Here is a 23,550-nt window from a genome sequence, read left to right on the forward strand (position 1 = left end):
CCGTAAGATTGTTCACATTCTAGGTGACTGATATGTCATATCTGTGAGCCGTGTCAGCTTAGTCAATCTGCACGTTCAAACAGGCATAAAAAAGCCCTACTTATGACTTGATTACAAGTATTAAGTAGGGCGACATATTACTTAAAATATGTGGTCTATCTATCAAGCATCTTACTTAGCTTTACAGTTGAACTCGCCGCTGTAGTCAAAGTTGAAGTTGTAGATAGTGAAGCCTTCAGTGCCTTCTTTAGTGCCATCTTCACCTTCAGTAGACAGGCCTGTGATTTCATTTGTTGCACAGCGTAAGCCTTCGTCAAGCTTAGCCGAAGCAAATGAAACGCTAGTTGTGTTTGGCGCTTCAAGTTGGAACACTTTAGCATTCGGGAATTCAAGTGTTGTGCCTTCTTGCATCTCTAAACGATCTGCTAAGTAGAACTGAACTAATTCACGGTTGTTAAATGCGAACTCTTCTTTAACCATCACAGCGTTATCAACACCAGGCATACTTGAGTTAGACGCACGGTAGTTGTTGGTAATCACATAGATTTCAGCATTGTCAGCAATTTCAACACCATTGTAAGTCAGGCTCGTTAGCTGCTCATTTTCAGTTTCAGTGTACTGGTGACCATTGATGTCAGTGAATCTTGATTCGTTTTCAACATTCACAGTGTACTTAAGTAGCCCTTCGCCATCAGCATTGAAGCCACCGTAGAACGCATCGAAGTTATAACCAGGGAACTCTTCTACTAAGAAAGTTTCACCCGCTGATAACGGTAAGCTGCGGTATGCATTTGAGTTAACCCACTCAATCCAACGCTTCATGTCGGTACCAGTCATTTTCAATACTGCTGGCGTGTTGTTATCAAATACATAGATATCAGCAACAGATGCGTTAGTTAACTCACCTTCTTGAATGTTGGTGTAATCAGTACCACCATTACGACCAGACTTGAATGGCGCAGATACAGATAAGAAAATCGCATCTTCTGAAGCATCAGCGAACTCGCCTTCTGCTTTCCATTTATTTAACTGGTGAAGTTGCGCTTCATTAACGACTTGAATAGATAAATCAGGTACCACTTGCGGGAAGAAGCTGTTCATGTTGACGTCGATATCAGCAATTGAGTCAGCCATGTATTCCACTGTGCCTTCATGCTCAGTTTCAACTAAATCTTCGATAGCACCGTCAGAGCCTTCAACTAATGAGCGAAGTTCTGCAGTCGAGAAACTATGGTCAACCGCCCAAGTTTCACCTTTATCTTTAGAGAAAAGTCGTAAATCAATCACACCTAACTTAGCACCCCAGTAACCAGGCATCACTGCTGGAATACCGTTGATTAACCCTTTCTCTGCATCAACATTTGGAATGTCACCATACTCGCCAGTCGAGTTAGGGAAGTCACGGTGATCGTGGCCAAACATGATGGCATCAATGCCTTCAACGTAACCTAAATGCAGTGATGCATTTTCAGCAAATTCGTCATCGTTATTGTTTAAGCCTGAATGCGGAATAGCAACAATCACGTCTGCGCCTTCAGCTTTCATGATTGGTACGTAATGTTCAGCCGTTTTCTTGATGTCTGAAACCACAACGTTACACACTAAGTGAGCAGCATCCCAACCCATGATGTCTGGTGGAGTAAAACCAATCACACCCACTTTTACCGTGTATGTCTCACCATCTGCAGCAGTAAATTCACGATCTAAAATCACATATGGGTCATACATGTGCTCAGCAGTTTCGTAGAAATCTTCAGTAATGCGAACTTCACATTCATCAGCAGCTGCGCTCACTTTTTCTAGTGAATCATCAGCTTTCCACACGTTTGCACCAACGTAAGGGAAATCTGAACCTTTAAGTGCTTCATCTAAGTACTCTAGACCATAGTTGAATTCATGGTTACCTAAGTTAGCAGCATCATATTCTAAATGATTCATCGCTTTGTAAACTGGGTGCTTCTCACCTTTTAAGTGCTCTGCGCCAAGTGCTGCCATGTAGTCGCCCATTGGACTACCTTGAATCAAGTCACCATTGTCAAACAACATGCTATTAGCGACTTCTTTACGAGTTTCTGCAATCACTAAAGAAGTACGTGCTAAGCCCCACTCTGGTAGGTTAGCTTCATTGTGTTCAGCACTTTCAAAGTAGTTGTATGGCATAACGTTAGTATGGATATCTGTTGTCTCCATAAGACGGATATCCATTGAAACGATCGTATTTTCAGGCGGGGTTTCTGGTTTATCGTTATCAGATGAATTACAACCCGCTAGTGCAGCTGCAACACTTGAAACAAGAAGCAGTTTCTTAGCATTAAATTTCATGTTCACTCCAAAGGAATTAAAGTATTTCTTTCATTTGAACCATTACCGCCATGTTTCTATTAATCACATTAACTGAACATAAGCCGTAAAGTATTTATTAGTCACGGTCATTAAAGACGGCGACAAATTAAATAAAATTAATATCTAAGTAAAGTGAAGAATAAATGATACACCGAAACAAATTAACAAATCGGAATACACCACAATAGAAAAACAGAAAGTAAATTAAATAATAAAATTACAGTTTGAATGGAAAACAAGATAATCAGCATGGAAGGTTTATGACATGGGTATTAAATTTGAAAAACAAATGCGTTTTTAGATGGAAGAACTCATACATCGCGCACAAAGACCCCAATGGCTTATCAAACTGGATAAAAATATTAATCACTGCCGATTAACAATAATATAGCTCACCAATAATCCGCCAGTCTGAACAATAAAATTATAATTAAGATCTATATATTACCATTCAACCACTTAGAGCAAAACGAGCCGCAAGAGCAAAAATACAAAATATCACAAATAACAACAAAACCAGCATAAAACACTTCAAAAATAAAAGTGAACAAACAAAACAACCCAAGATTAAAGCCAAAACAAAATATGATCTAAAAATTACAAACCTGATAGAAACATAAATAATATTGATTAAAAAACCAACAGCAAATACAACTAAACACTACAAAAACAAAATTTATCTTTGAATAACAGCAATCAATCCGCAAACAAACAAGCTCAAATGCTGACGCAATAATTAAACAGTTACAAAACAAGCATAACAAGTTAACCACAAAACTTATTGGTAGGCTGTATTGTTTGCTCTTTATTATTAACTCAGCAACTAAGTTCATATAAAACTAAGTAGTAATATCAGCAATAAATAAATTACACTCAACTAAAGAGACAAAATACAATAGCAAAGTATAACCAATAAATATAATTTTAACGCCAACCAAATTGCAAATAAATATTACAACAACAAGACATACATATTAATTATTTAATATACCGTTATGGCAGCTCGCATATTTAACCGACTAGAGGATTAAATTATCTATTAATCAGTTAAAAACCGGATCCCACTTTAAAATAAAGCGCATTTTCTTCATCACTGGCTGCAATATCTATCCCCATGTGAATACCATAGCGGCGTGCGATTTGGTAGCGAAAGCCAACACCGTAAGCATTAACGCTTTCAAGACCATCTTTGAATGATTCATTTTGCGTGACGCCATAGCCGTAAAAACTTGAGACTGTCCAGCGGTGATCAATGTGATACATCAATTGCGCCTGTAACGTTCCTACCTGCTCCCCTTGATAGCGAAACGCCGATACGCCTCGCATATCAACATATGGTTTAGCGGTGGGCGATAATTCAGTGTCTTTCTCATAAATTTCGTCATAGCTGCCCGCCACCGCAAATGTCCACTTATCAGCGATAGGAAAGTAAGCTTCAGCACTGGCATTCAAGGTCGCATAATGACTATCCGATCCAAAAGCTTCATCAAAAGCCATATATTCAGCTGACAAAATATAGCCGTTTTTAGGAAAGAACATATTGTCACGGGTATCAAACTCTGCCACGAGCCCTAAGCCAGATGTCGTATGCTTATCACCTAATGCTTTTTGCAGTAACCAATCAATAATTTGATTTGACGATGATACGCTCGACTCTGACCATATCTGTTTAACGCCAAGCATTAATGGCGTATCTGCAACTCTAAATTGTAATTTTTGCAGTGCAAAAAAAGCCTCTGTCGATGTATCAAACTTAATACTTTGACTCGGAGGCAATATCCCACCCAAATCGGTATAAATGTTTAAATTCGCTTTGGCTGCACCAGCACCGCCTGTGTAGCGGATCCGATCATTAAGCCAAGAGTGGCGATGACCAGCCAGCGCAAACCAAGTACCATTTTCTGTACCACCTGCGCCCACTAGAGTCATAGCAGCAGGAATAAGTTGCGCTCCACCGTCTACAGACTCAAGTGCCTTTTGTTTCCTTAATGCTTTCTCTTCTTCTGTTTCATGTAAGAACAGTCCCATTAATCCGCCACCAAAGCCCACTGCGGGTTCAGTAATAATCACTGGGACGGGTAAAAAACCGTAAGCATTTTCCGCCAAATGATGCCCTAAATCGAGCTGACCATCTTGCTCATCAAAAAAGTATGATGACTCTGCCATTGCATGTGATGAAGCCACCAACATGGCAAATAGTGAAAGATTTTTGAACATGGAAATGCCTATTTAACAATGCAATAAATACAACTGGAACGCGCTTCTGAATATTCCGTTGTCAAAGAGGAGCCAACAAGAATTAAGGTCTATTTTGAAGGAAACATAAAAGGTCAACGAATCGCTGATGAAGGATCGCATCATACCAATGCAGGCAGCATTGCGTTCATCAGCCCCAAACTGATACGGCTAACACTGCGGTAAAATTAAGATAAAAACGATAATAAAAACATAAGCAGACCTTATATTAGCAATTAAGCGTTAATATTCAGGCCTTTTACCCTGCCACCTCACACTTTACGCATTTCATCAACAGCAAGATAACGTTAATAACATATACTAAACACTCCTTCACTTTATCCCATAGGAAAAATGATGACTCGTTATTCACTTGCCGCTACCTGCATTGCTTTAGCGTTATCCACGACTGCCAATGCAAGCTCGATTGAAGAAGAGCTAAAAGCGTTAAAAGAACGAATTGAACAGCTAGAAGCACAACAAGAGGCTGCCAATAAAACGCAGCAACCCGTACAACAGGATGTTGTCGTCATCAATGAAGTTGAAGTCGTCGAAGCTGTGGAAACGGTTGAGAAAACCGAAGCCAAGGTCAACTTTGGTGGCGCAGTACGAGTCAATTACTCCTATGAAGACTTTAATGATGCTAATGCCGATCGTGGTGGTGATTTTGACTTCGACCTATTTAGAATCGACGTTTCGGGCAGTTACGGCGACTTAATCTACTCAGCACAATACCGTTGGTTTGAGTACATGAATGTGGTGCAACATGCCTGGATTGGCTATAACTTTGACGAGCATCAACAAGGTAAAATCGGGGTCACTCAGGTGCCGTTCGGCATGCTCACCTACGCATCGAATAACTACTTTTTCAGTTCTAACTTTTATCTTGGTCTAGAAGATGACCATGATATGGGCCTAAATTACACATACAAAAGCGACGTAAACCGTTTTGATGTCGCCTTTTATAAGAATGATGAACAAGGTGGAATTGATGGGTTTGTGTCAGATCGTACTGACCGCTATGCCTACGATGTCGTGGGAATTCGCTTAGACGGCGAGGATGCTTATGATGCACCAACAGCAGGTTATGAAGCCGGTGAAGTCAACACCTTTAATCTGCGTTACGCCCACAATTTTACTTTTGACAAACTGGGCGTTGAATTAGGCGGCTCAGTACAAGCTGGCCAATTAGAAATTGCTAACGGCACTGATGGTGACAATTTTGCGGCAGCGATTCACGGTATTCTTGATTATGATCGCTGGAACGTGAAATTACAGGTCACTGATTATGAGTACAATGTCGATGGTATGGACGTTGACCGTATAGTGGTTGCTGCTTATCACTTCTATGACTCCATCCCAGCCGAAGCGACCACTTACATCGCAAATGTCGCATACAGCTTGCCGGTTGATTTTGGCCCAGTATCTAACTTAACTTTTTATAACGATTATTCATTGGTTACAGGTAAGTCTGCATCACTTGAAGACACCTTTATGAATGTTACTGGTATGGCAGTGTCAGCAGGAGGTCTTTACACCTACTTCGATTATGTTGTTGCCGAAAACCAACCTTTTATTGGTGGCACTATGGTGGGTAATGGCGATACTAACAAGCGCTTTAACATTAACTTTGGCTACTATTTCTAATCGCTTATTGCGTTATTAAAGAAGACAATATGCCCGATTATCACTCGATAAACGGGCATATTTTTATCATGTTGCGCGCTCTGGCCTTTCTTTGATTTCTTCACTTTTACTTCATCTTTGCAGCTTTTTTCCCACTTGATGCAAGCTAATTACTGACAAAAAAAAGCCCATCAATCAAAGAGAGATGGGCAAAAAAGGTAAATGATGAAATATGAAAAAAAGCGCTAATTACACCTCGAATTTGTAATAAATGTAGAATCGAGTATCCGTTAGGTCGTCGCCTGTCGCGTAATTAACAATGGCATGGCGAGCACGAACACTTAAGCCTTCCACGTATTCAGTTAAGTCATAACGGACTGACAAATCGGTTTCGTCGATATCTTGGCTTGAATCACCATCAACTTGATAATTTGCATAATTCAAATAAGCACTCACCCCATTCAAGGCAGAGCTAGGGGCAAATCGATAAGCTAACTGAGCACCATAGGCATCTTCATTCGCTCGACTCGATTGAACTACTTGTTGAATGATTACTTTTTCATCACCAAATGGCGCAATGATATTCCCGTCACCAGTAGTGACGTATTTCACTGTTGCATCAAAGCCATTCCACTTCATACCGAGATGGAAACCTGCTTGATAAGTGTCAAACTGCGCTGCGGTGTTATCTAAATTACCAATTGAATCTTGCTTCAAATACGACGGTTTGAAGTACCAATTAGTCGCCCCTAACTCACCGCTCAAATCAAACTTGATGTGATATTGGTCGTACACATCTTGCATTGAGTAGTACCAAACACTCGTTTTAGCCTTAATAGAATCGATTGGTAAAGTGTAATTTGCGCCTAATGCCAACATAGGATTGTCATCAACATCAACGATAATACCGCTACGTGCTAACTCTCCTTGAATCCCCTCTGACACACTTACAAAAGACTCTTCAGTCCATCCCATGTAGTCAGTGATATACAAAGCCGAAATGGCTAAGTTATCGATAGAGGTATTTTTAACACTCGCACCACGGTAGGTGAATGGAATCGCACGCAATGGGAACGGATTCATCATAGGTGTACGCAGTTCTTGTGCACCGACGGTAATTTTAGTGTCAAACCAATTACCCGACACAAAGTACTCTTGTAAACGATTAACCGATTCACGTTCAGCGATACTACCTGGTGCTCCACCACCAACAAGGCCATAAATACCTTCACTGTTCGCATCCCAAATGGGGTTAGCAGAAGCAAAAGAACCGCCGAAGCTCACACCATTTGCCTCGCCTGAACGTAAGTAAAATAATCCGCCTAACGATGTATCACGACGATCAGTCGTCTCGCCATCAAAATCACGTTGAAAATCGAATAATTGAAATTGACCTTTAAAGCTACCTTCATCAAACAAGTTTGAGATGGGATCGGCAGCGAACGCTGGGCTTGCGGTCATGCACGCCACCACTAAAGGGAGTAGTTTTGTTTTCATTTTGTCATCCTTGTAAATCAAAAATTAGTTAATTGCTGGACTCGCTCATTGGCTAAGGCACAACAAAATCAAATCGAAGATGACAACTACCACAGTAGTTTTCAGATGCTTTATGCTGATTGTGGCAGTAAGTACAGTCAGTCTCAGTGCTAAAGTGACGGTTTTCATGTGGGTTTGTTGGCATGACATTTTTAGTCGTTTCAGCCAATTCTTTAGTGTCATGACACTCTAAACACTTAAACATTGGCACCGCTTGAGGAGGCTTAGTTTCATGACAATCGCTACATTCAACACCAGCAGCTTTATGGGTGTTACCTAACGACTTATCAGCAGCGATTGCGCCATTAGCAAACACAGTCAATGCCATTGCAAGCAAGATATTTTGTAAGATAAATTTGTTCATTGTTTTATTCCATTTCCATCAAGTCATTTGGAATGGACGCCTGACGCTCAGGCCTCCATATCAGATATTCTTTGCAACTTATAAGTTAGCGACGTGCTTACCTGCTAAGTAACCGAAGGTGTAACAACGCCCTAGCGATAGACCGAATACCGTTAGTGGGTAATCAACGCCGCCATAGAATCCGCCGCCAAGATTTCCGATAACAAATAGGCCGCCAATCGGCTTACCATCGGCATCCAAAGCTTGATGGTTTTTATTCACCAACATGCCAGAACAAATAGTAGAGATACGCATACGACGATGAATACCGTAGAAAGGCGCTTTTACAACTGGCAGCATTTTGCTTGAAGGCTTACCAAAATCATCATCCATGCCTTTTGCGCAAAGCTCGTTATAACGCTTCACATTCGCAGCTAAAGTCTTAGGATCACACTCTAATTTTTCAGCTAACTCTTCGATTGTGTTAGCCACATAGGTGTTGGTTTGCGAAGCATAAACACCCGTTTTAGGTGTTGGATCTTCAGGCATGTACTTTTTCAACTGCTCAGGAGAGTAAAGCTTGCCTGGCCAGTCTGCTGCTTCTGTCATGTAATTTGAGTCGAAGATTTGGCTGTAATGACCTGCATTTTCTTCGTCACGGAGATAGTTATTCATTAATGACATCGCAACGGTTTCGTTAACGAAGCGATTACCTTTGCGATTAACAGCAAGGAATGGCATATCACACATAGAAGCAGGGCCTGCATCAAAATCGTGCAACATCTTAGTGTGGCCAACAGGTTCAATGACACCACCTGCCCAATAAGCCATGCTGAAACCGTCACCTGTACGTTCCATTTGCTTACGTTCGAAGTTCTTCAAATCAGGGATGAAGAAATTACACATCGCTTCATTATTTTGGTAATCACCAGACGATAAAATGACGCCTTTTTTGGCCATGTATTTGTGGTATTTACCATCACGGCTTTTTGCGATAACACCAATCACTTTGCCTGATGCATCTTGAATAAGTTGTTGCGCTGGCGTATTGAAGAAGAATTTCACACCCGCTTTTTCTGCTGTTTTAGCCAAGTCACGCATACCGTCACCAGCGGTATAAGGCTTAGGTCCGAAATATGACGTCACAAAGTTAAGCTTATGCTCGGTGACGCCATGAATACCATGCTGAGGACCAGTACCTTGGTCAACCACTGACGCGCCACCTTTTTTAGCACGGTCAATCACCCAAGAAATGGCTTCACCAGAGTTGTATGCCCACTCTCGGACAAGCTCAGGATGACAACGGTGAGCACTGTCGCTCATTAAACGTGACACCATGGCTTCAACGCCTGCTTTGTCACAGTTTTTTAAGTCTAAACCTGAACCGGTATTACCTTGTGAAACCACAATGGCTTGCTTTTGCAATACAGCAACTTTGGCACCGTTTTCAGCAGCAGAAAGTGCAGCAGGAACGCCCGCAGCACCAGCACCCACTACTACCACGTCAAATGTTTGCGTCGAAGCAATGTCTTTATCAGCGATTGGTTTTGGTTTCGGCATGAAATCTAATGTCGCACCACCGACAGACGCATGAGCTGCTTCAGCTCCTGACTCTGCAGCAGTTGCACTTGCCATCCCCCCTAATCCAGCAAAAGCCACGGCGCCAGTACCTTGTACTGCACGTGTCATAAAACTACGACGAGAAATACCATTTTGAAGCACATTCGCAGTGTACTGATCGATAACGTTGTCTTTACTCATTTTAAAACTCCATTTGCATTCGCCGTAAATGAGAAGCTCCACGCTGCCACCAGCAACAATGAACTCTGTCAAAACAGCAAAGGCTACTTACTTATCAAAGTAGGGTTAGTGTGTTTGCGTCAGAAAAGGAGTAAGCCGCACTTTGATAGAAACGAAATTTGCTATGTCCTACCCCTTTAGGGCTAATGTATGACATATAACATTTAACCAAAAGGATCTAAGGTGACATTTATGCGGTCGATCTCAAAAAAAAGTTATTTTGTGATCCATTAAGTAACAAGGTTGTAAAAGGCTAATATACGTATTAGGCAAGATGATGGGGGCAGTGAGAAAGGAGCATTACAACAAGTGTTTTACCTATTAAAAACAGGGTTATACTTACTATTTATCAAAGACTTAAAAATAAAAGGTGTATTTTTATATCGCATTATCCTTAACTAAAATGGAGCAAAAAATTCGCTTCTAGCAACCTGGTCAAGTATCCGAAATTATCCTTTTCGTAACAAAGCAAGAAGAAAAAAAAGCCAAAAGATCTCCCATGTTTATAGAAGAAACATAGACTTAAAAACACCAAGCAGATCAGTTTTTTTGCCAATTTACCCCAAAACCAACACGATATCCTGAGGCGATGGCCTATCGCCCATGCTATGATAATTGCCATAGTAAACTTCAGGAAAAATGTGTGATGGATTTTAAGCCAGTCAAACAACTTAAAGCGTCAAATGAAATAAGTAATCAGCTTAAAGATGCCATATTTCAAGGAAAATATATCGCTGGTGACAAGTTACCCTCTGAACGAGAGCTTGTAGAATCTTTTCAAGTCAGTCGCACCGTTGTTCGTGAAGCTATCAGAGGATTAGAAGCAAGCGGGCTTGTTGAAATCAAACAAGGCGCTATGGGCGGCGCATTTGTTAAAAGTATCACCTTCGAACGTTTAATCAATGTGTGCCAAGAACTTTTTCTGATGGATCAAATGTCTTTTTCAGAAGTGTGTAATGCCAGACAAATGATTGAGCCAATGGTGGCGGGTTTAGCGGCCAAAAATTGTACCCCTGAAATGGCTGAAAAACTGCTTGAAGCCTGTGCTAATGAAACCCAAATACTTAGTTATGAAGAAACAGTCAAATTACGCCAAAATGTGCACTACCTGCTAGCTGACATGTCCAACAACCGCTTCTTAGCGGCTATTGTGAAATCCTTACTCAAAGTGATCAGTAATACCGCACAAGAGTTCGAACCAGACCATGATGAAATGCACCCTGCTGGTTTACATGATCCTATTGTTAAAGCTGTCATCGCAAATGATGAAGAATTAGCAAAAGCAGAAATGCATAAACATTTATTAGATTTCACCTTTAGACTTGATCAAGTTGAAACTAATTTCAGAAATAAATAATTTCAGTTAGCACTCACTTCAACAAACCTTACACATCACCTAACACAGCAGTGATGGTAAGGTTGCCGAGCAAATCCCTTCTTCAACAACAGTGAGGGCTCTCACAATCTAAATAGGCTAAGGATATAGAGTAATTTAAGTAAGATTATTCCGTGTTCACCTTCTGCTCATGTTACCTTTAGTATATTGATTATAATCACCCCTGCTCGAACATTGTGGTAACGGTAAAGACCTAAGTGATTGACTTCATTAATGTCACTATCATCAATAAGAGAATGTAATATGAAATTATTATTGGTCGAGGACTCAGAAGCCTTACGTCGACCTGTGATCAAAGCGCTTAAAGCATCGGGTTTTGCCGTTGATGCCACAGGTGATGGCCAAGAAGGTTTATGGATGGCGCTTGAGCACGATTATGATGTCATTATTCTCGATATTATGCTGCCAAGTTTAGATGGCCGAGACGTATTAAAGCAGTTACGCGAAGCCAATAATGAATCTCCGGTTTTATTCCTTACCGCTAAAGACGCCATTGAAGATCGTGTTGCAGGTTTGCGCTTGGGCGCCGATGATTACTTAGTCAAATCCTTTGCCATTGAAGAGCTCATCGCACGTGTCGAGGCCCTAGCAAGGCGTAAATACCAAAACCGCTCGCCAAAACTTGTTGTCGCCGATTTGGAATTGGACCGCTCAGCGAAAACCGTAATGCGAGCACAACAATCGATATCATTACCATCGCAGTTATTTGCTTTATTGGAATATTTGATGCTGAACACCAATAAGGTTATTTCTCGAACTCAAATAGAACAACATATCTATGACGAACAAGTCTCACCTAGCAGCAATGTGGTCGATACCGCTGTCTGCGCCTTACGAAAAGCGATTAGTGTATCAAGCAACAGCGCCCCGCTTATCCACACTCGTCGAGGAATGGGTTACATGATCAGTGCAGAAAAACCATGACCAGCATTCGCGCCAAGTTACTATTTTGGCTAGTTCCCTGCTTTGTGATCATCGCCATATTAGCGATATCTGCTCTGTACCTTTCTGAGCAGCGTCGATTGAATGCCAGCCTCACTAATGAGTTGAATGAATTTGCTCGCATCATAAAACTCACGCTTAAAAGACCGCCTAACCGGTTCACTCCACCTGCGGCGTTAAATCAAGATTTTAGCGCTAATATCATGTCAAAACTCGACAATGAAAATAGCAATTACTATCTACAATCTTGGGACAAACAAGGTCAAACACTGCGTAAGTCCATCAGTCTTGGTGATAATCACCTGCCTGCCCCCAGCACTTTACAACAAACCGTTCACTCAAATGATGTCGAATATAACAGTCAGTTAAGTAACGGCGATGCTATTCGTGTTTATTCATTTACCGTTCAAGCTGGCCCAAGAAAACCATCAGCAAACATATCAGTGGCCATAAATCGAGAAGAGATAAATCAACAGTTGTCCACATATGCACTGCAATTGATTGCTGGCGGGTTATTTTTTTGCACCTTATTATCAGTCATGTTGGTCTTTGCTATTCGTAAAGCATTAACGCCAATACAGAACTTGTCTGAACAGGTTGCAAAAGTCGAAGCTGGCTCGTTGCATAACCGATTAATTGCAACCAATGTCCCTTCTGAGATCAGCCCATTAGTCGACAGGCTCAATCAACTGCTCGCAAGGTTAGAACAAAGCTTTGCCAGAGAGCGTCAATTTAATAATGACTTAGCCCACGAGCTACGCACCCCATTGGCCGCAATGCGAACCACCAGCGAAGTTGCTTTGAAATGGCCAGAGCAATCTTCATCTGAAGATTTTCAGTATATTGCAGAGTCATCAGCTCAATTACAGCAAACCATTGATAGCTTGCTGTCGTTAGCACGAATCGAAAACTCAAGCGCTGAAACAATACTGGAACAAGTCAATATAACCACGCTCATTGAAGAGTGTTTATCATTACAAACCGCTCAAATACAACAGCGAAATATCACCATCAGTCAATTAGTCACTCAAGATCAATACATAGTGAGTGATCCTCGCCTACTGCGCGTTATTATTTCAAATTTAATCAGCAATGCCATCGCCTATGCCCCGGTCAATAGTGACGTCATCATTGACAGTGAAAGCCAACAATCAGTCATTCGAGTCAGCAACCATGCACCTCATCTCAATCAAGATGACTTAACAACCATGTTTGATCGCCTCTGGCGAAAAGACAAAGCAAGAACGGATAACCAGCATGTCGGATTAGGCCTATCTATTGCCCATAGTGCTGCCCAAGCGCTATCGCTTGAGTTGAACGCCATACTCAGTGAACAGCAGTTACACATGTCACTTAACTACAGTAAATAACACTCGCTCATCTTCTGCTCATCTTTGGTTAATTATGCTAGCCCTGTATGAACAACTCATAAGGGAAGCACAGTGATAATTAAACTAAAAACAAACCACACGCTGCGTATACTTTGCTCAATGTTACTCAGTCTCATGTTATTGGGTTGCGGCGGCGATAGCACGGATAGCCATCAAGACGAAACAGACATTGGCGAAACCCCCATCGACAACGGCGGAGATTCTGGCGATGATGATAATGGTGATAATGATAGTGATGATAATGGAGACGACGGCGACTCAGGCACCGGTGAAGATGATGACGGTAGCGGCGAAGACGGTGAAACACCCCCAGTGAGTTTCAATCTCGGTACGGCAGCCCTTAACGATACCGGCATTACCTTTGGCGCAGACTACAACCGAAATGGTTTTGATTGCAGTACGACACTCACAGCAAGTGATAACACAACGCTCGCTCAAGATTGTAATCAAGGCAGAAGTGCTAGTACGAGTCAAAGCGGTTTTGATTTTACCCGTATCAATGCAGATGGCACTGAATATAACGGCAGTGGTGACTATCAAACCGCACCTTGGGCATGTGTTAGGGATAATCGCACAGGCTTAATGTGGGAGGTAAAAACTCAGGATGGCGGCATTCACGATGCCAATAAAACCTACCGCTGGGGAGGATTAACTGCGCTCGAAAGAGATCACCCCGAACGTCAAGGAGATTACTATGATGATTGGAACAGCTTAATCATTGGCACCAATGAAGCTAACCTTTGTGGCTACAGTGACTGGCGAGTACCGAGTAATCATCAATTAATGTCAATTGCCCATTTCGGTTCCACCTTTACCAATAGCAATGGCAATCTTGCGTCTAAAATTGACGGGCAATATTTTCCCAATACGGTTAGCGAGTTTTACTGGAGCTCAATGCCTTATTACGGCGAACATCAAGCGTTTTATGCATGGGCGTTTCAATTCGTATTCGGTAATAACAAAAATATTCAGCGTTACCAGCCAGCAGCATTGCGCTTAGTGCGAGTGATTGACCCTATCGCCACCACCAATAGTGCGCAGCAAACCCCAGATGAACGTTACACCGTACATGATGACGGTACCGTTACCGATTTAGCCACTGGCCTAATGTGGGCACAATGTGTTGCTGGCCTTAATGGGCTTAACTGCGATAGTGGCTCAGCAGAAGCGATGGACTGGGGCCTAGCACTTGAATACGCACAAAATACTCAACTGGCAGGCTACAGCGATTGGCGTTTACCTAATAATAAAGAGCTATTTTCACTGATAGATTTTAGTGCTGTCTCCCCTGCCATTAACCTCACCATTTTCCCTTCAACCTCCAATGATTACACCTGGAGCTCGTCGCCGATGATCGAGTTCTCACAAGACTCATGGTTTATCAATTTCAAAACAGGGTTAAATTGGTTTAAAGGGCGAAGTGATAACATGTTAGTCAGAGTAGTGCGGGCTGGTACGTCAGACTCGCAACTGGCAGCTATTGATATTCAAGATGGCGAGGCGATAACCTTTGATGACGGTTTAGGTACTATCGAAGGTGATGTTGCGCCAGTAGATGTGCATGCTCAAGTGCTTATTAATGAGCAAGGATTAACGGGTGATCCTACAACTGGTCGCAATTTACCTGATATTAATGATGCTAAAGCCCAGTTAGGTAAAGCGCTGTTTTATTCAAAACGATTAAGCGGTGAATACGATACCGCCTGCGCCTCTTGTCATCATCCAGCGCTGGGTGGTGGTGACAATTTATCATGGCCTGTGGGATACGATGCTGTTGATGTATTTCACGACTTTGCGCCTAACCTACTCGGTTCAGGTCGATACTTTAACGGCAGTGATAGTGATGAACTTGCGGGTTACCCCGTGATAGGTCGCAATGCGCCAACCGTGTTTAATCTAGGTCTGCTAGATCGAGGGCTGTTTTGGGATGGCCGTATCGAAAGCATCAACGGTACACCGAATGCCCGTGGTACTGATGCTGGCATCATCACCCCTGACTCCGCTAACTTCAGCAGCGCAGATAGTAATATCCCGTTAGGTGCATCATTGGCCAATGCACAATCTCGTTTCCCCACTATTACTCATAACGAAATGCGTGGCGACGAGCCCCTAGGTGACAGTCATCAAGCATATCGCTCAATGTTAGCAGCTCGCTTTGAAGGTCATGCAGAATGGGAAGCACTATTCCTAGCGGCCTATGGCAATAACACGGTGACATTTGATCGTATTGCTGAAGCTCTGGCCGCCTTTGAAGAGTCAATGGTCTTTGCGAACAACCCATGGAAAGAGTATGTCGCAGCGCTGCGTGGTGAAGCCAATAACAACATCGATAGTCTCAGCTTTAATCAAAAAGTCGGTGCGGTATTGTTCATGACAGCTGGTGACGAAGGTGGCGCAGCTTGTAGCCAATGCCATACTGGAGATGCGTTTACTGACGGTAAATTCCACGCCATCGGTCTAGGCCAAGTTGGCCCGGGTAATGGTGACAGCAATCAGTTTGTCATCGACAGCGATTTTGGACGCCAAAATATTACAGGTGATATAGGCGATGCTTATCTTTTTCGCACCTCGCCATTACTGAACATTGCGGTCACTGGGCCGTACATGCATAACGGCGCTCTATCTACGCTAGCTCAAGTCATGGATGTTTATGGTAATCCTGGTGGTGCCATGAATGATCTGTTAGGCATTAGCTCAATACTCAATGCCGACTCACAATTTAATGAGCTCAATAATGCCGATTATTGTCAGCTAACCTCTGTAGTCGATTTAATGAACAAGTATGGTGAAAGCTGTGAGCAGGTTTACTACAATATGAACCCATACGCATTTGAAAATACACGCTTCTTGTTCCGTCAAAGCTTTGATGAATCAACTTCCCATTCACCAGCGCCAGAAATCGATATCAATATTGAGCAATCCGATAAAGTCGTTGAATTTATGGAGGCACTAACCGATCCCTGTGTGACCGATAGAGCTTGTTTACAACCATGGATTATCGATAGTAGTAATTGGCAACAACACCCTGATTATGCTGACAACCCTAGTTTGATATTAATCGGTGAGGACAGTCATGGCATAAAGCATTAATGCTTTGGCGCATTTAGCTTTTTAAGTACTTTAGTACATGAAGTCATACTTACACTTCAACAATATACGTTCAGCCCCTTAATGTGCAAAATGCTTGTAAACGGCATTTTCGGCCAAAAAGGGGTTGAACACATATTAATCATCTGGCGATTGACCCACTGCTAAAAACGATAGTTAGTCATCACTCCAAAGAAGTGAATATTGGCATTATATTCACCACGTAATGTTGAATCAGCTAACGCATATTCAATACTCGGTTGACCAACATCAAGGTACTCATAATACACATTAAAGCGCCAATGATGATTCATCTCATACGTGGCACCTACGGCATACTTCCAAAGTTCGCCCGTTGGCACATCAGGATATTGCATGGTGGGATCATCTTGTGGTGACGTTTCATAAGACACCCCGCCCTCAAGACGCCATTGCTCATTAAGCTGATAATAACCACCAATACTGGCGGTGACTGTATCTTCCCACTGACGTTGAATGTCAAATACGCCAGAATCTAACGTAATATTTGTCGTCTCAACACTGCTAAATTGCATCCAGCCTAAGCTCCATAACAAGCTCGCTTTATCAGTCAGCTGATGAAAACCGCTCATTGTGGCGTTAGCTGGCATGATGATACCGACGCTTGAATCAACCCCTTGGTTAGACAGAGTTAAGTCGCCGTCCATGTCGTGTTCAATTTCAGAACGATACGAAAACCCCACACGATGCTTGTCATTAAACTCGTATAAAGCACTTGCTGTATAACCAAATTCAAGGCTGCTGCCTGTGGCTTCAATTTGAAATTTATCGGTTCCTGCAAATCGTTGTTCGAGCATGCCATATTCGGCGACGACCCCAACACCCAAGGACAAATTATCATTCACTTTATACGCGATACTTGGGTTTAATTGCGCTGTGATAAGCATGGCATCTTGCAATAAGATAGCGCCAGAAAAGTCAGCGCCATAGTCAATCACCGACCCACCTGCTGACACTAACGCAATACCAGCACTCCACTTATCATTAAGTGGCGCAACATAGTAAACCGATCCCGCTGGCATGGCGCTTCCTGCTTGTGTACTTGATTCACCACCAGCAAATAATCCATCCGAACCTGTATCGGTAAATTGAATATCTGACACCATGCCTTGCACATTAAATGCAATGGTTGGCTCGCTCATTTTGGTCATTGCTGCCGAGTTTGCATAAGCAGTTTCAGCGCCTTCTGCAACGGCCTGTGCACCCGCACCAGCGGTACTGATGTTTGCTCCCCCAAGTTCTGGGAACATGTATGCGCCTGCCAAGGCATTGTTTGCGACGAGCAAAGATATAAGCAGCAGGGATAATGTAGTTTTCATATAAAACCTTAATAATCATCTTAACAATTAACAAGAGCCGCCCCAGCTATCAGTGAGGCAACTTAATCACGTTAGATTGCGTTTAGGTAAGACTTGTAAGAGTGAAGACGAACCGTTGCGGCGCCAATCACATCGATGAAACCGAAAAATGGGTGTGGCTTATTGGCTGCAATCCAAGCTGAGCCTGTCGCACCAATCGGAATAACCTTGCCTTCTGGTTCAAATATTTCTAGCACGACAGTACGACCATGGCTGCTGGTATTTGAGCCAACATGTTGACGTACACTTTGCGGGCCTTGCATTGGTGAAATCGATGCTTCACCTGTGCCTGTGGTAATACTGTGAACACGTGCACGGAAGACTTCACCAGGGTAAGCATCCACATAAAACTCTGAAAACTGTCCTTTCTCAACATATCTATATGTTTGATCAGGAATGCGCATTTCCAAGAATTTTCGGCTGGTATCGTAGATATGCATATTACCGATACGGCTACCATCAGCGACATTGACCACCGCAACTTGACCGTCAAACTGTGCTCGCACCGTTTTGCGGTTCTGTTCAAAATGGGTTTTATCTAAGTCTGCATGCAGTGAACTCAGTGCAGCTTCCGCAATACGACGTTGTGAGCGGTAATACTCAACATCACGCTTTTTAAAGATATCAGGTGACGCTTTCGCACGTGCTAAGTCGCGATCAATTTGCGCGATATCTTCTTCATTGGTGACAATCGATGCTTTGATTTTTTCGACATCCGCTTTTGACTTAGTATCAACTAAGGTATAAATCACCTCACCTTGTTTAACGATTTGGTTGTGCCCGACATGAATTTGTTCAATCTCTTCACCTAGCAAAGGAGATAACACTGCATGTGGCGCTTTAATGGTCGAAGAATACGTAAGATCGACCGGAGCCCAAAGTCGAGACAATATCCCTAGCACAACAAGAATAAATACCCCGCCAGACACAATCCAAAAACCGCTACGTAATGTCCACTTTATTGCCCCTGTCGATACTAAGATCCACATCAGCAAAATATAAGGAATCATGACTTCTTTCATTGTATTACTCCTCTACTTTTTTAATCGCATCATTGGGGGATTTCAACTCATCAATCTTGTTACGACTATTGCGTAACACACCACTCAGCGATTCGCCGATGTGAGCCCAATTTGCAAAGGCAATAATGATTGCTAATACCCACCACGCCTTGTGAATAAACAGGCCACATAAAGACAATGCAAACACCAATTGAACATGTGAGCTGCGCTTTTCTTCTGCACGATGAACGGCAAGTTCATGCACTGTCCAAAGTAGGTATAAAACAAAGACCACCAACGCGATGGTGACCGAGAACAAATAGCCACTGAAATACTCTGAATTGAAAATGAGCATCATGGTTTCGTTTGGGGTATTAGTGAAAAGACTCATATCGATATCTTTAGAATTCACCTCGCCCATTGGAGCGAGTAAGTAGGCACCGAATAACATCAATGCCATAAAGGAGATGAACTTGATAAGCACTAATAAAATCGTGCCTATTTTGGATAAAACGGTTTTGAATACGTTCATAACATTCCTCAAAAATGTGATTGGATATTAGGGTCTGTTGATCTTTGCTGATTAGAATTTGTTCGAATTAAAAGCACTTTAATCGCGGCGTGAGCGATGACGTCTAGTCATCTAAACCAACTCGCTCGCAACAAAGAGAAAAGTCCTTTTAAACGAACCTTACAGGCAGCACTTGTTGTCATTTCTACTGCGTTAACGACTTATCATGTGGAATAACCACACATCAAAGTCGTCGCCTTGTATAAATTTCCAACAAGTTGCTGCAAAAACAACCTTGAAAGATCGACAGACCCTAATTAACGCGATCTGATGGAAACAGGTCAGAGAACCATTTATCGAGCATGGCAATGTCTTGTGGCAGTCCATTGATGCGAACTAAACCCTGACTTTTTGCATCTGGCCAGCTCAGTTGTTTGCTAGCCAATGCATCGAGTACGTCTAACTCGGAAATGAGTAACAGGTCACTAGACGACGGCATTGACGCCCGCTCTTGCACAACAATCATTTCAGAAAATAGTATTTCGCTATAATGTCCTTTAACGGCTTCAAACAGGCTAAATGACATTTGTTGATCGCTTTTAGATAACGCATTGGTGAAAGAGTAGAGTTTGAAATGTTCAGGCTTATCCAGGTTACTGAACGTGCCATGCTGCCTTTCATGAATAATGCGTTCAAATATCGGTAGCGAGCCCGGTTCAGATACAAAGCTAAATCCTGCATCTTGATGTACTCCGCAAGCATTAACGTAAAGTGGCATCCCACATAGAAGCAAAAATAAAAGACGAGACATAATGATCACTCCAAACTCTGAGGGACTAAGCTTTTGTCACTTAGTCCCTTGTGGTGTTAACGAATTATCGAACGATTAATTGAAGCTCTTGAGGTGTCATTGGCTTATCAAAGTAGCTCATGAATAATCCAAAGGCTTGCACATCACCATTGGCAAAACTGAACTTACCTGAAGCTAAACTCTCACCAATTACCTGCTGTGATTTAGGGCCAGCAATCAAGATTTGATTTAACACAGCGCGTGTAGTGTTAATTTGAATATCCGCATCGACATATGGCTGCGTATGTAACTGAGCAATACCATTACGAATTTCAATGGTGATTGACTCTTTGGTGTCAGCAAAGTTGTATGTCATCGCCATTTCAACATCGAGCGTTTTTTCAGCGATAAGCGTGGCTGTCATCATGTCAAAGATCTGTTCGCTTGGAAGTGCAGTAAGCACGTCAACTGATGCAAAGCTAATCATGTTAGAGAAGTCACGTGTGCCTTCTAATTCCGCAGCGGCATTCAGTCCCCAGTTACGCCAGTTAATATTGACTTGATTAGCCGACCAGGTTTTATAGGCTTGCGCCTTTAACTCACGTGCTTCAGTATCTTGCTTATTCACTGTGATTGGGTATGACAGGATTTCAGCTGCAAAGGTGTAGTTTTCAGCTTTAATCGCCGCTTTCGCCGTGTTAATAATGTTGTCACGACCGCCCATTAGCTCAACAAATGCTTTAGCACGTTGCTCATATGCCATAGGCTCTAGTTGCCATGGATCTGCTTCAAAAAAGCCAACATATCCCACGTAAATCTGACGAACAGCATGAGCAACGGTGCCGTAGTGCTCACCTAACCAAGGGTGCTCAGCTAAATGCTTAGGTAACTTAACCACCTCAACCAACTCATCAGGTGTCATGCCTTTATTCATGTAGCGAATAGATTGGTCATGGGTGTACTGAATCGCATCACGATAAGCGGTTAATACATTTTCTACCGCGGCTTTACCTTCAACAGGGCGACCGTGAGAGTTAATCATCACTTCGGTGTCAAACTTGCGCATAACATCGATGCCCTTGAACCACATTGCTGGGTCGCGGAATTTGGTACCACGAATGGTGTGCAAGTTAGGGAAGTTCTCACCTTGTAATACTTCAGCTGCGTGAAGGATTTTTTGCTTAGGTAAGTAAACAACCACTTCATCTTTGGTTTCTGATGGCACATTGACAATTTGCAGTTCAACACCTGCAATGGTGATGTCTAAGCGATCTTTTAAGGTGAGGTTTGGCTCGATAAATGAAATATCGCCTTGCATAAAGCGAGGACCTAAACCATCGTTCACTGTACCGTGTTCACCTTCTTCAACGTGCTTAGCACCGGTGTAAGATGTTCTGTGCCCAAACAATGTACCTAGGTTTGAAGACCAGTTAGCCACAGCAGCCGTTAAGCCTTCCTGTGCAATAATGAGTATTTCACCAGAGTCGACTTGTTCGTCAGTCGCCCAAGCACGAACACCTGAGATATGGTCAATATGGTTGTGTGAGTAAATGATGGCTTTAACAGGCTTGTCAGTGATTTTTCTAAACTGCGCCTTAACTGATTCAGCCATTTGCACTGACTCACCGGGATCAACGATGATAATACCGTCATCACCTTCAATCATAACTGGAGTATCAAGACCAAAACCGTAACCAAGGTAGACGTTGTCATCGACTTGGATAATGGCTTGATCCATCTTGCGACTGTGCTTAGTTAGTGCATCATGAACATGCGAAGATGCTTCGACAAAAGCCAGAGTTTCACCTGTGGTAGAAAGCACTTTGATGCGCTCGCCTTTACCCCAGAATAGATTAGATTCATGCTCAAATAACACGCCATTGTTGTAACGTTTATCAAAGTTAATATTTTGGTAATGAGCAGCAGAGCTAGTTTGTAATGCTTGGCCTGTTGTAGATGTAGCTTCAACGGTAGGGGTAGCAAAGGCGGCAGATACAGGAACTAAAGCTGCACTTATCGCTACAGGAAGTAAGAACTTTTTCAACTTAGAAGTCATACGATACCTCAATTTTTGTATTTAAATGAACTTTCCTTTTACTAAATATTAATTCAGGCATAATGATTGATATATAAGCTGTTACGATTTCATAATATCGTAATTACGATATATTATTGGTGATGTGTTAGTGGTGATGTGTTAAAAGAGAGAGCTTGAAAAACATGAATAATGATATTCCTAACTTCAATTTACTCGCCGTGTTTTCTAAAGTGATGGAACATGGCAGCTTGAGTAAAGCAGCAGAGCATCTGAACACCAATCAATCAACGGTGAGCACCATGTTAGGCCGACTGAAAGAAGAAGTTGGGCAAGAATTATTTATCAGAAAGGGACGAGGGGTTATTCCCACGAGTTACTCCACTAACTTGTACCAGCAAATACAAGATCCGATACATCAGCTGAATGACGTATTTACCTCATTTGGAAAATTCGATCCTGCTACCTCTCAGCGCCGATACGTGATCACCGCGCCAGAGCATTTACAAGGGGTATTGTTAACGCAGTTTTCACTGCTCGAAAATAAAGAAATCTCGCTAGAAGTCTATGATCAAATGGATAATGACGAAGGCTTTTTCGAAGCATTACAGCAACAAAAATTCGACTTAATGATTGATATTTTACCGTCTGAAAATCCAAGCTTTGAGAGCCTAAAATTATTTGATAGTGAATTTGTGGTGATATGCAGAGAAGGCCACCCGAGAATTAAGGGGAGTATTTCAGAGCAACAATACATGCAAGAATCCCATGCAGTGTTGGAAAGAACTCGTAACCATCTGTATAGCCTGAGCCACTACACTAATTTAGACCTCACCAAACGCAAAGTCGCATATCACGGACGCTCACTGTTCAGTAACTTATTAATGGTCAGCCAAACCGAGTTTGTCAGCGCCGTACCACTGTCGTTAGCGTTACAGTTTAAAGAACAGCTAAAACTACAGGTGTTTCAACCACCATTTGAATATAAAAAAGTCTCTAATTATCTCATCTGGCTTAAAAAGCAAAACCAAGACCCCGCCCATACTTGGCTTCGTGATGAACTAGTGACGATATCCAATAAAATCGCCCATTATCTTCAAGATAATTTTCCGAAGTA

At 42.3% G+C, this 23,550-nt stretch carries 16 protein-coding genes; 6 read left to right on the forward strand and 10 right to left on the reverse strand.

The genetic code is table 11. The annotated features are described in order from the left end of the window. Positions 1-171: 171 nt before the first annotated feature. Positions 172-2,322: a bifunctional 2',3'-cyclic-nucleotide 2'-phosphodiesterase/3'-nucleotidase gene (locus tag AN944_RS15555; RefSeq protein ID WP_055025561.1), complete on the reverse strand. Its 2,151-nt coding sequence runs from the start codon at positions 2,320-2,322 to the stop codon at positions 172-174. A gap of 1,068 nt (positions 2,323-3,390) precedes the next feature. Continuing rightward, complete coding sequence (locus AN944_RS15560; RefSeq protein ID WP_082420030.1) at positions 3,391-4,560, reverse strand: BamA/TamA family outer membrane protein; 1,170 nt, start codon at positions 4,558-4,560, stop codon at positions 3,391-3,393. Positions 4,561-4,935: 375 nt separating this feature from the next. Between AN944_RS15560 and AN944_RS15565 the strand changes: the two genes are divergently transcribed. Next, complete coding sequence (locus AN944_RS15565) at positions 4,936-6,225, forward strand: hypothetical protein (protein ID WP_055025562.1); 1,290 nt, start codon at positions 4,936-4,938, stop codon at positions 6,223-6,225. A 228-nt stretch (positions 6,226-6,453) separates the two neighbouring features. Here the strand turns inward: AN944_RS15565 and AN944_RS15570 are convergent, their stop codons facing one another. The 3 genes from AN944_RS15570 to AN944_RS15580 form a co-directional block, all read right to left on the reverse strand. Further along, entirely contained in the window at positions 6,454-7,701 is a 1,248-nt protein-coding gene (locus AN944_RS15570; protein WP_055025563.1) for an OprD family outer membrane porin, read from the reverse strand. A gap of 52 nt (positions 7,702-7,753) precedes the next feature. Continuing rightward, a complete protein-coding gene (locus AN944_RS15575) occupies positions 7,754-8,104 on the reverse strand; it encodes a cytochrome c3 family protein (protein ID WP_055025564.1) in 351 nt (116 codons plus the stop codon). 78 nt (positions 8,105-8,182) lie between these two features. After that, positions 8,183-9,844 carry an FAD-binding protein gene (locus AN944_RS15580; RefSeq protein ID WP_055025565.1) on the reverse strand — a complete coding sequence of 554 codons (1,662 nt, stop codon included), beginning with the start codon at positions 9,842-9,844 and terminating at the stop codon, positions 8,183-8,185. 685 nt (positions 9,845-10,529) lie between these two features. Here AN944_RS15580 and AN944_RS15585 point away from each other — a divergent pair. The 4 genes from AN944_RS15585 (at position 10,530) to AN944_RS15600 (ending at position 16,702) form a co-directional block, all read left to right on the forward strand. Further along, positions 10,530-11,240, forward strand: coding sequence for a FadR/GntR family transcriptional regulator (locus tag AN944_RS15585; RefSeq protein WP_055025566.1), 711 nt, complete (start codon positions 10,530-10,532; stop codon positions 11,238-11,240). Between the two features lie 282 nt (positions 11,241-11,522). Next, positions 11,523-12,203: a response regulator transcription factor gene (locus tag AN944_RS15590; RefSeq protein ID WP_055025567.1), complete on the forward strand. Its 681-nt coding sequence runs from the start codon at positions 11,523-11,525 to the stop codon at positions 12,201-12,203. After that, positions 12,200-13,591 carry a HAMP domain-containing sensor histidine kinase gene (locus tag AN944_RS15595; protein WP_055025568.1) on the forward strand — a complete coding sequence of 464 codons (1,392 nt, stop codon included), beginning with the start codon at positions 12,200-12,202 and terminating at the stop codon, positions 13,589-13,591. The genes AN944_RS15590 and AN944_RS15595 overlap by 4 nt, the downstream gene beginning before the upstream one ends. 72 nt (positions 13,592-13,663) lie before the next feature. Continuing rightward, positions 13,664-16,702, forward strand: coding sequence for a DUF1566 domain-containing protein (locus tag AN944_RS15600; RefSeq protein WP_055025569.1), 3,039 nt, complete (start codon positions 13,664-13,666; stop codon positions 16,700-16,702). A gap of 161 nt (positions 16,703-16,863) precedes the next feature. On the opposite strand, the gene AN944_RS15605 is transcribed toward AN944_RS15600, so the two are convergent. From AN944_RS15605 to AN944_RS15625, 5 genes are all read right to left on the reverse strand, one after another. Next, positions 16,864-18,057, reverse strand: coding sequence for an OmpP1/FadL family transporter (locus AN944_RS15605; protein WP_055025570.1), 1,194 nt, complete (start codon positions 18,055-18,057; stop codon positions 16,864-16,866). A gap of 71 nt (positions 18,058-18,128) precedes the next feature. After that, complete coding sequence (locus tag AN944_RS15610) at positions 18,129-19,118, reverse strand: efflux RND transporter periplasmic adaptor subunit (protein WP_055025571.1); 990 nt, start codon at positions 19,116-19,118, stop codon at positions 18,129-18,131. Positions 19,119-19,122: 4 nt separating this feature from the next. Then, a complete protein-coding gene (locus AN944_RS15615) occupies positions 19,123-19,629 on the reverse strand; it encodes a hypothetical protein (protein ID WP_055025572.1) in 507 nt (168 codons plus the stop codon). 292 nt (positions 19,630-19,921) lie between these two features. Continuing rightward, the gene (locus AN944_RS15620) at positions 19,922-20,419 is read right to left on the reverse strand and encodes a hypothetical protein (RefSeq protein WP_055025573.1); all 498 of its coding nucleotides are present in this window, start codon (positions 20,417-20,419) and stop codon (positions 19,922-19,924) included. A gap of 64 nt (positions 20,420-20,483) precedes the next feature. Then, complete coding sequence (locus tag AN944_RS15625; RefSeq protein WP_028775290.1) at positions 20,484-22,454, reverse strand: alkyl sulfatase dimerization domain-containing protein; 1,971 nt, start codon at positions 22,452-22,454, stop codon at positions 20,484-20,486. Between the two features lie 164 nt (positions 22,455-22,618). Here AN944_RS15625 and AN944_RS15630 point away from each other — a divergent pair. Further along, on the forward strand, positions 22,619-23,550 hold a 932-nt coding region (locus AN944_RS15630), incomplete at its 3' end, for a LysR family transcriptional regulator (RefSeq protein WP_055025574.1).

Source organism: Shewanella sp. P1-14-1, from assembly GCF_001401775.1.
GTDB lineage: Bacteria > Pseudomonadota > Gammaproteobacteria > Enterobacterales > Shewanellaceae > Shewanella > Shewanella japonica.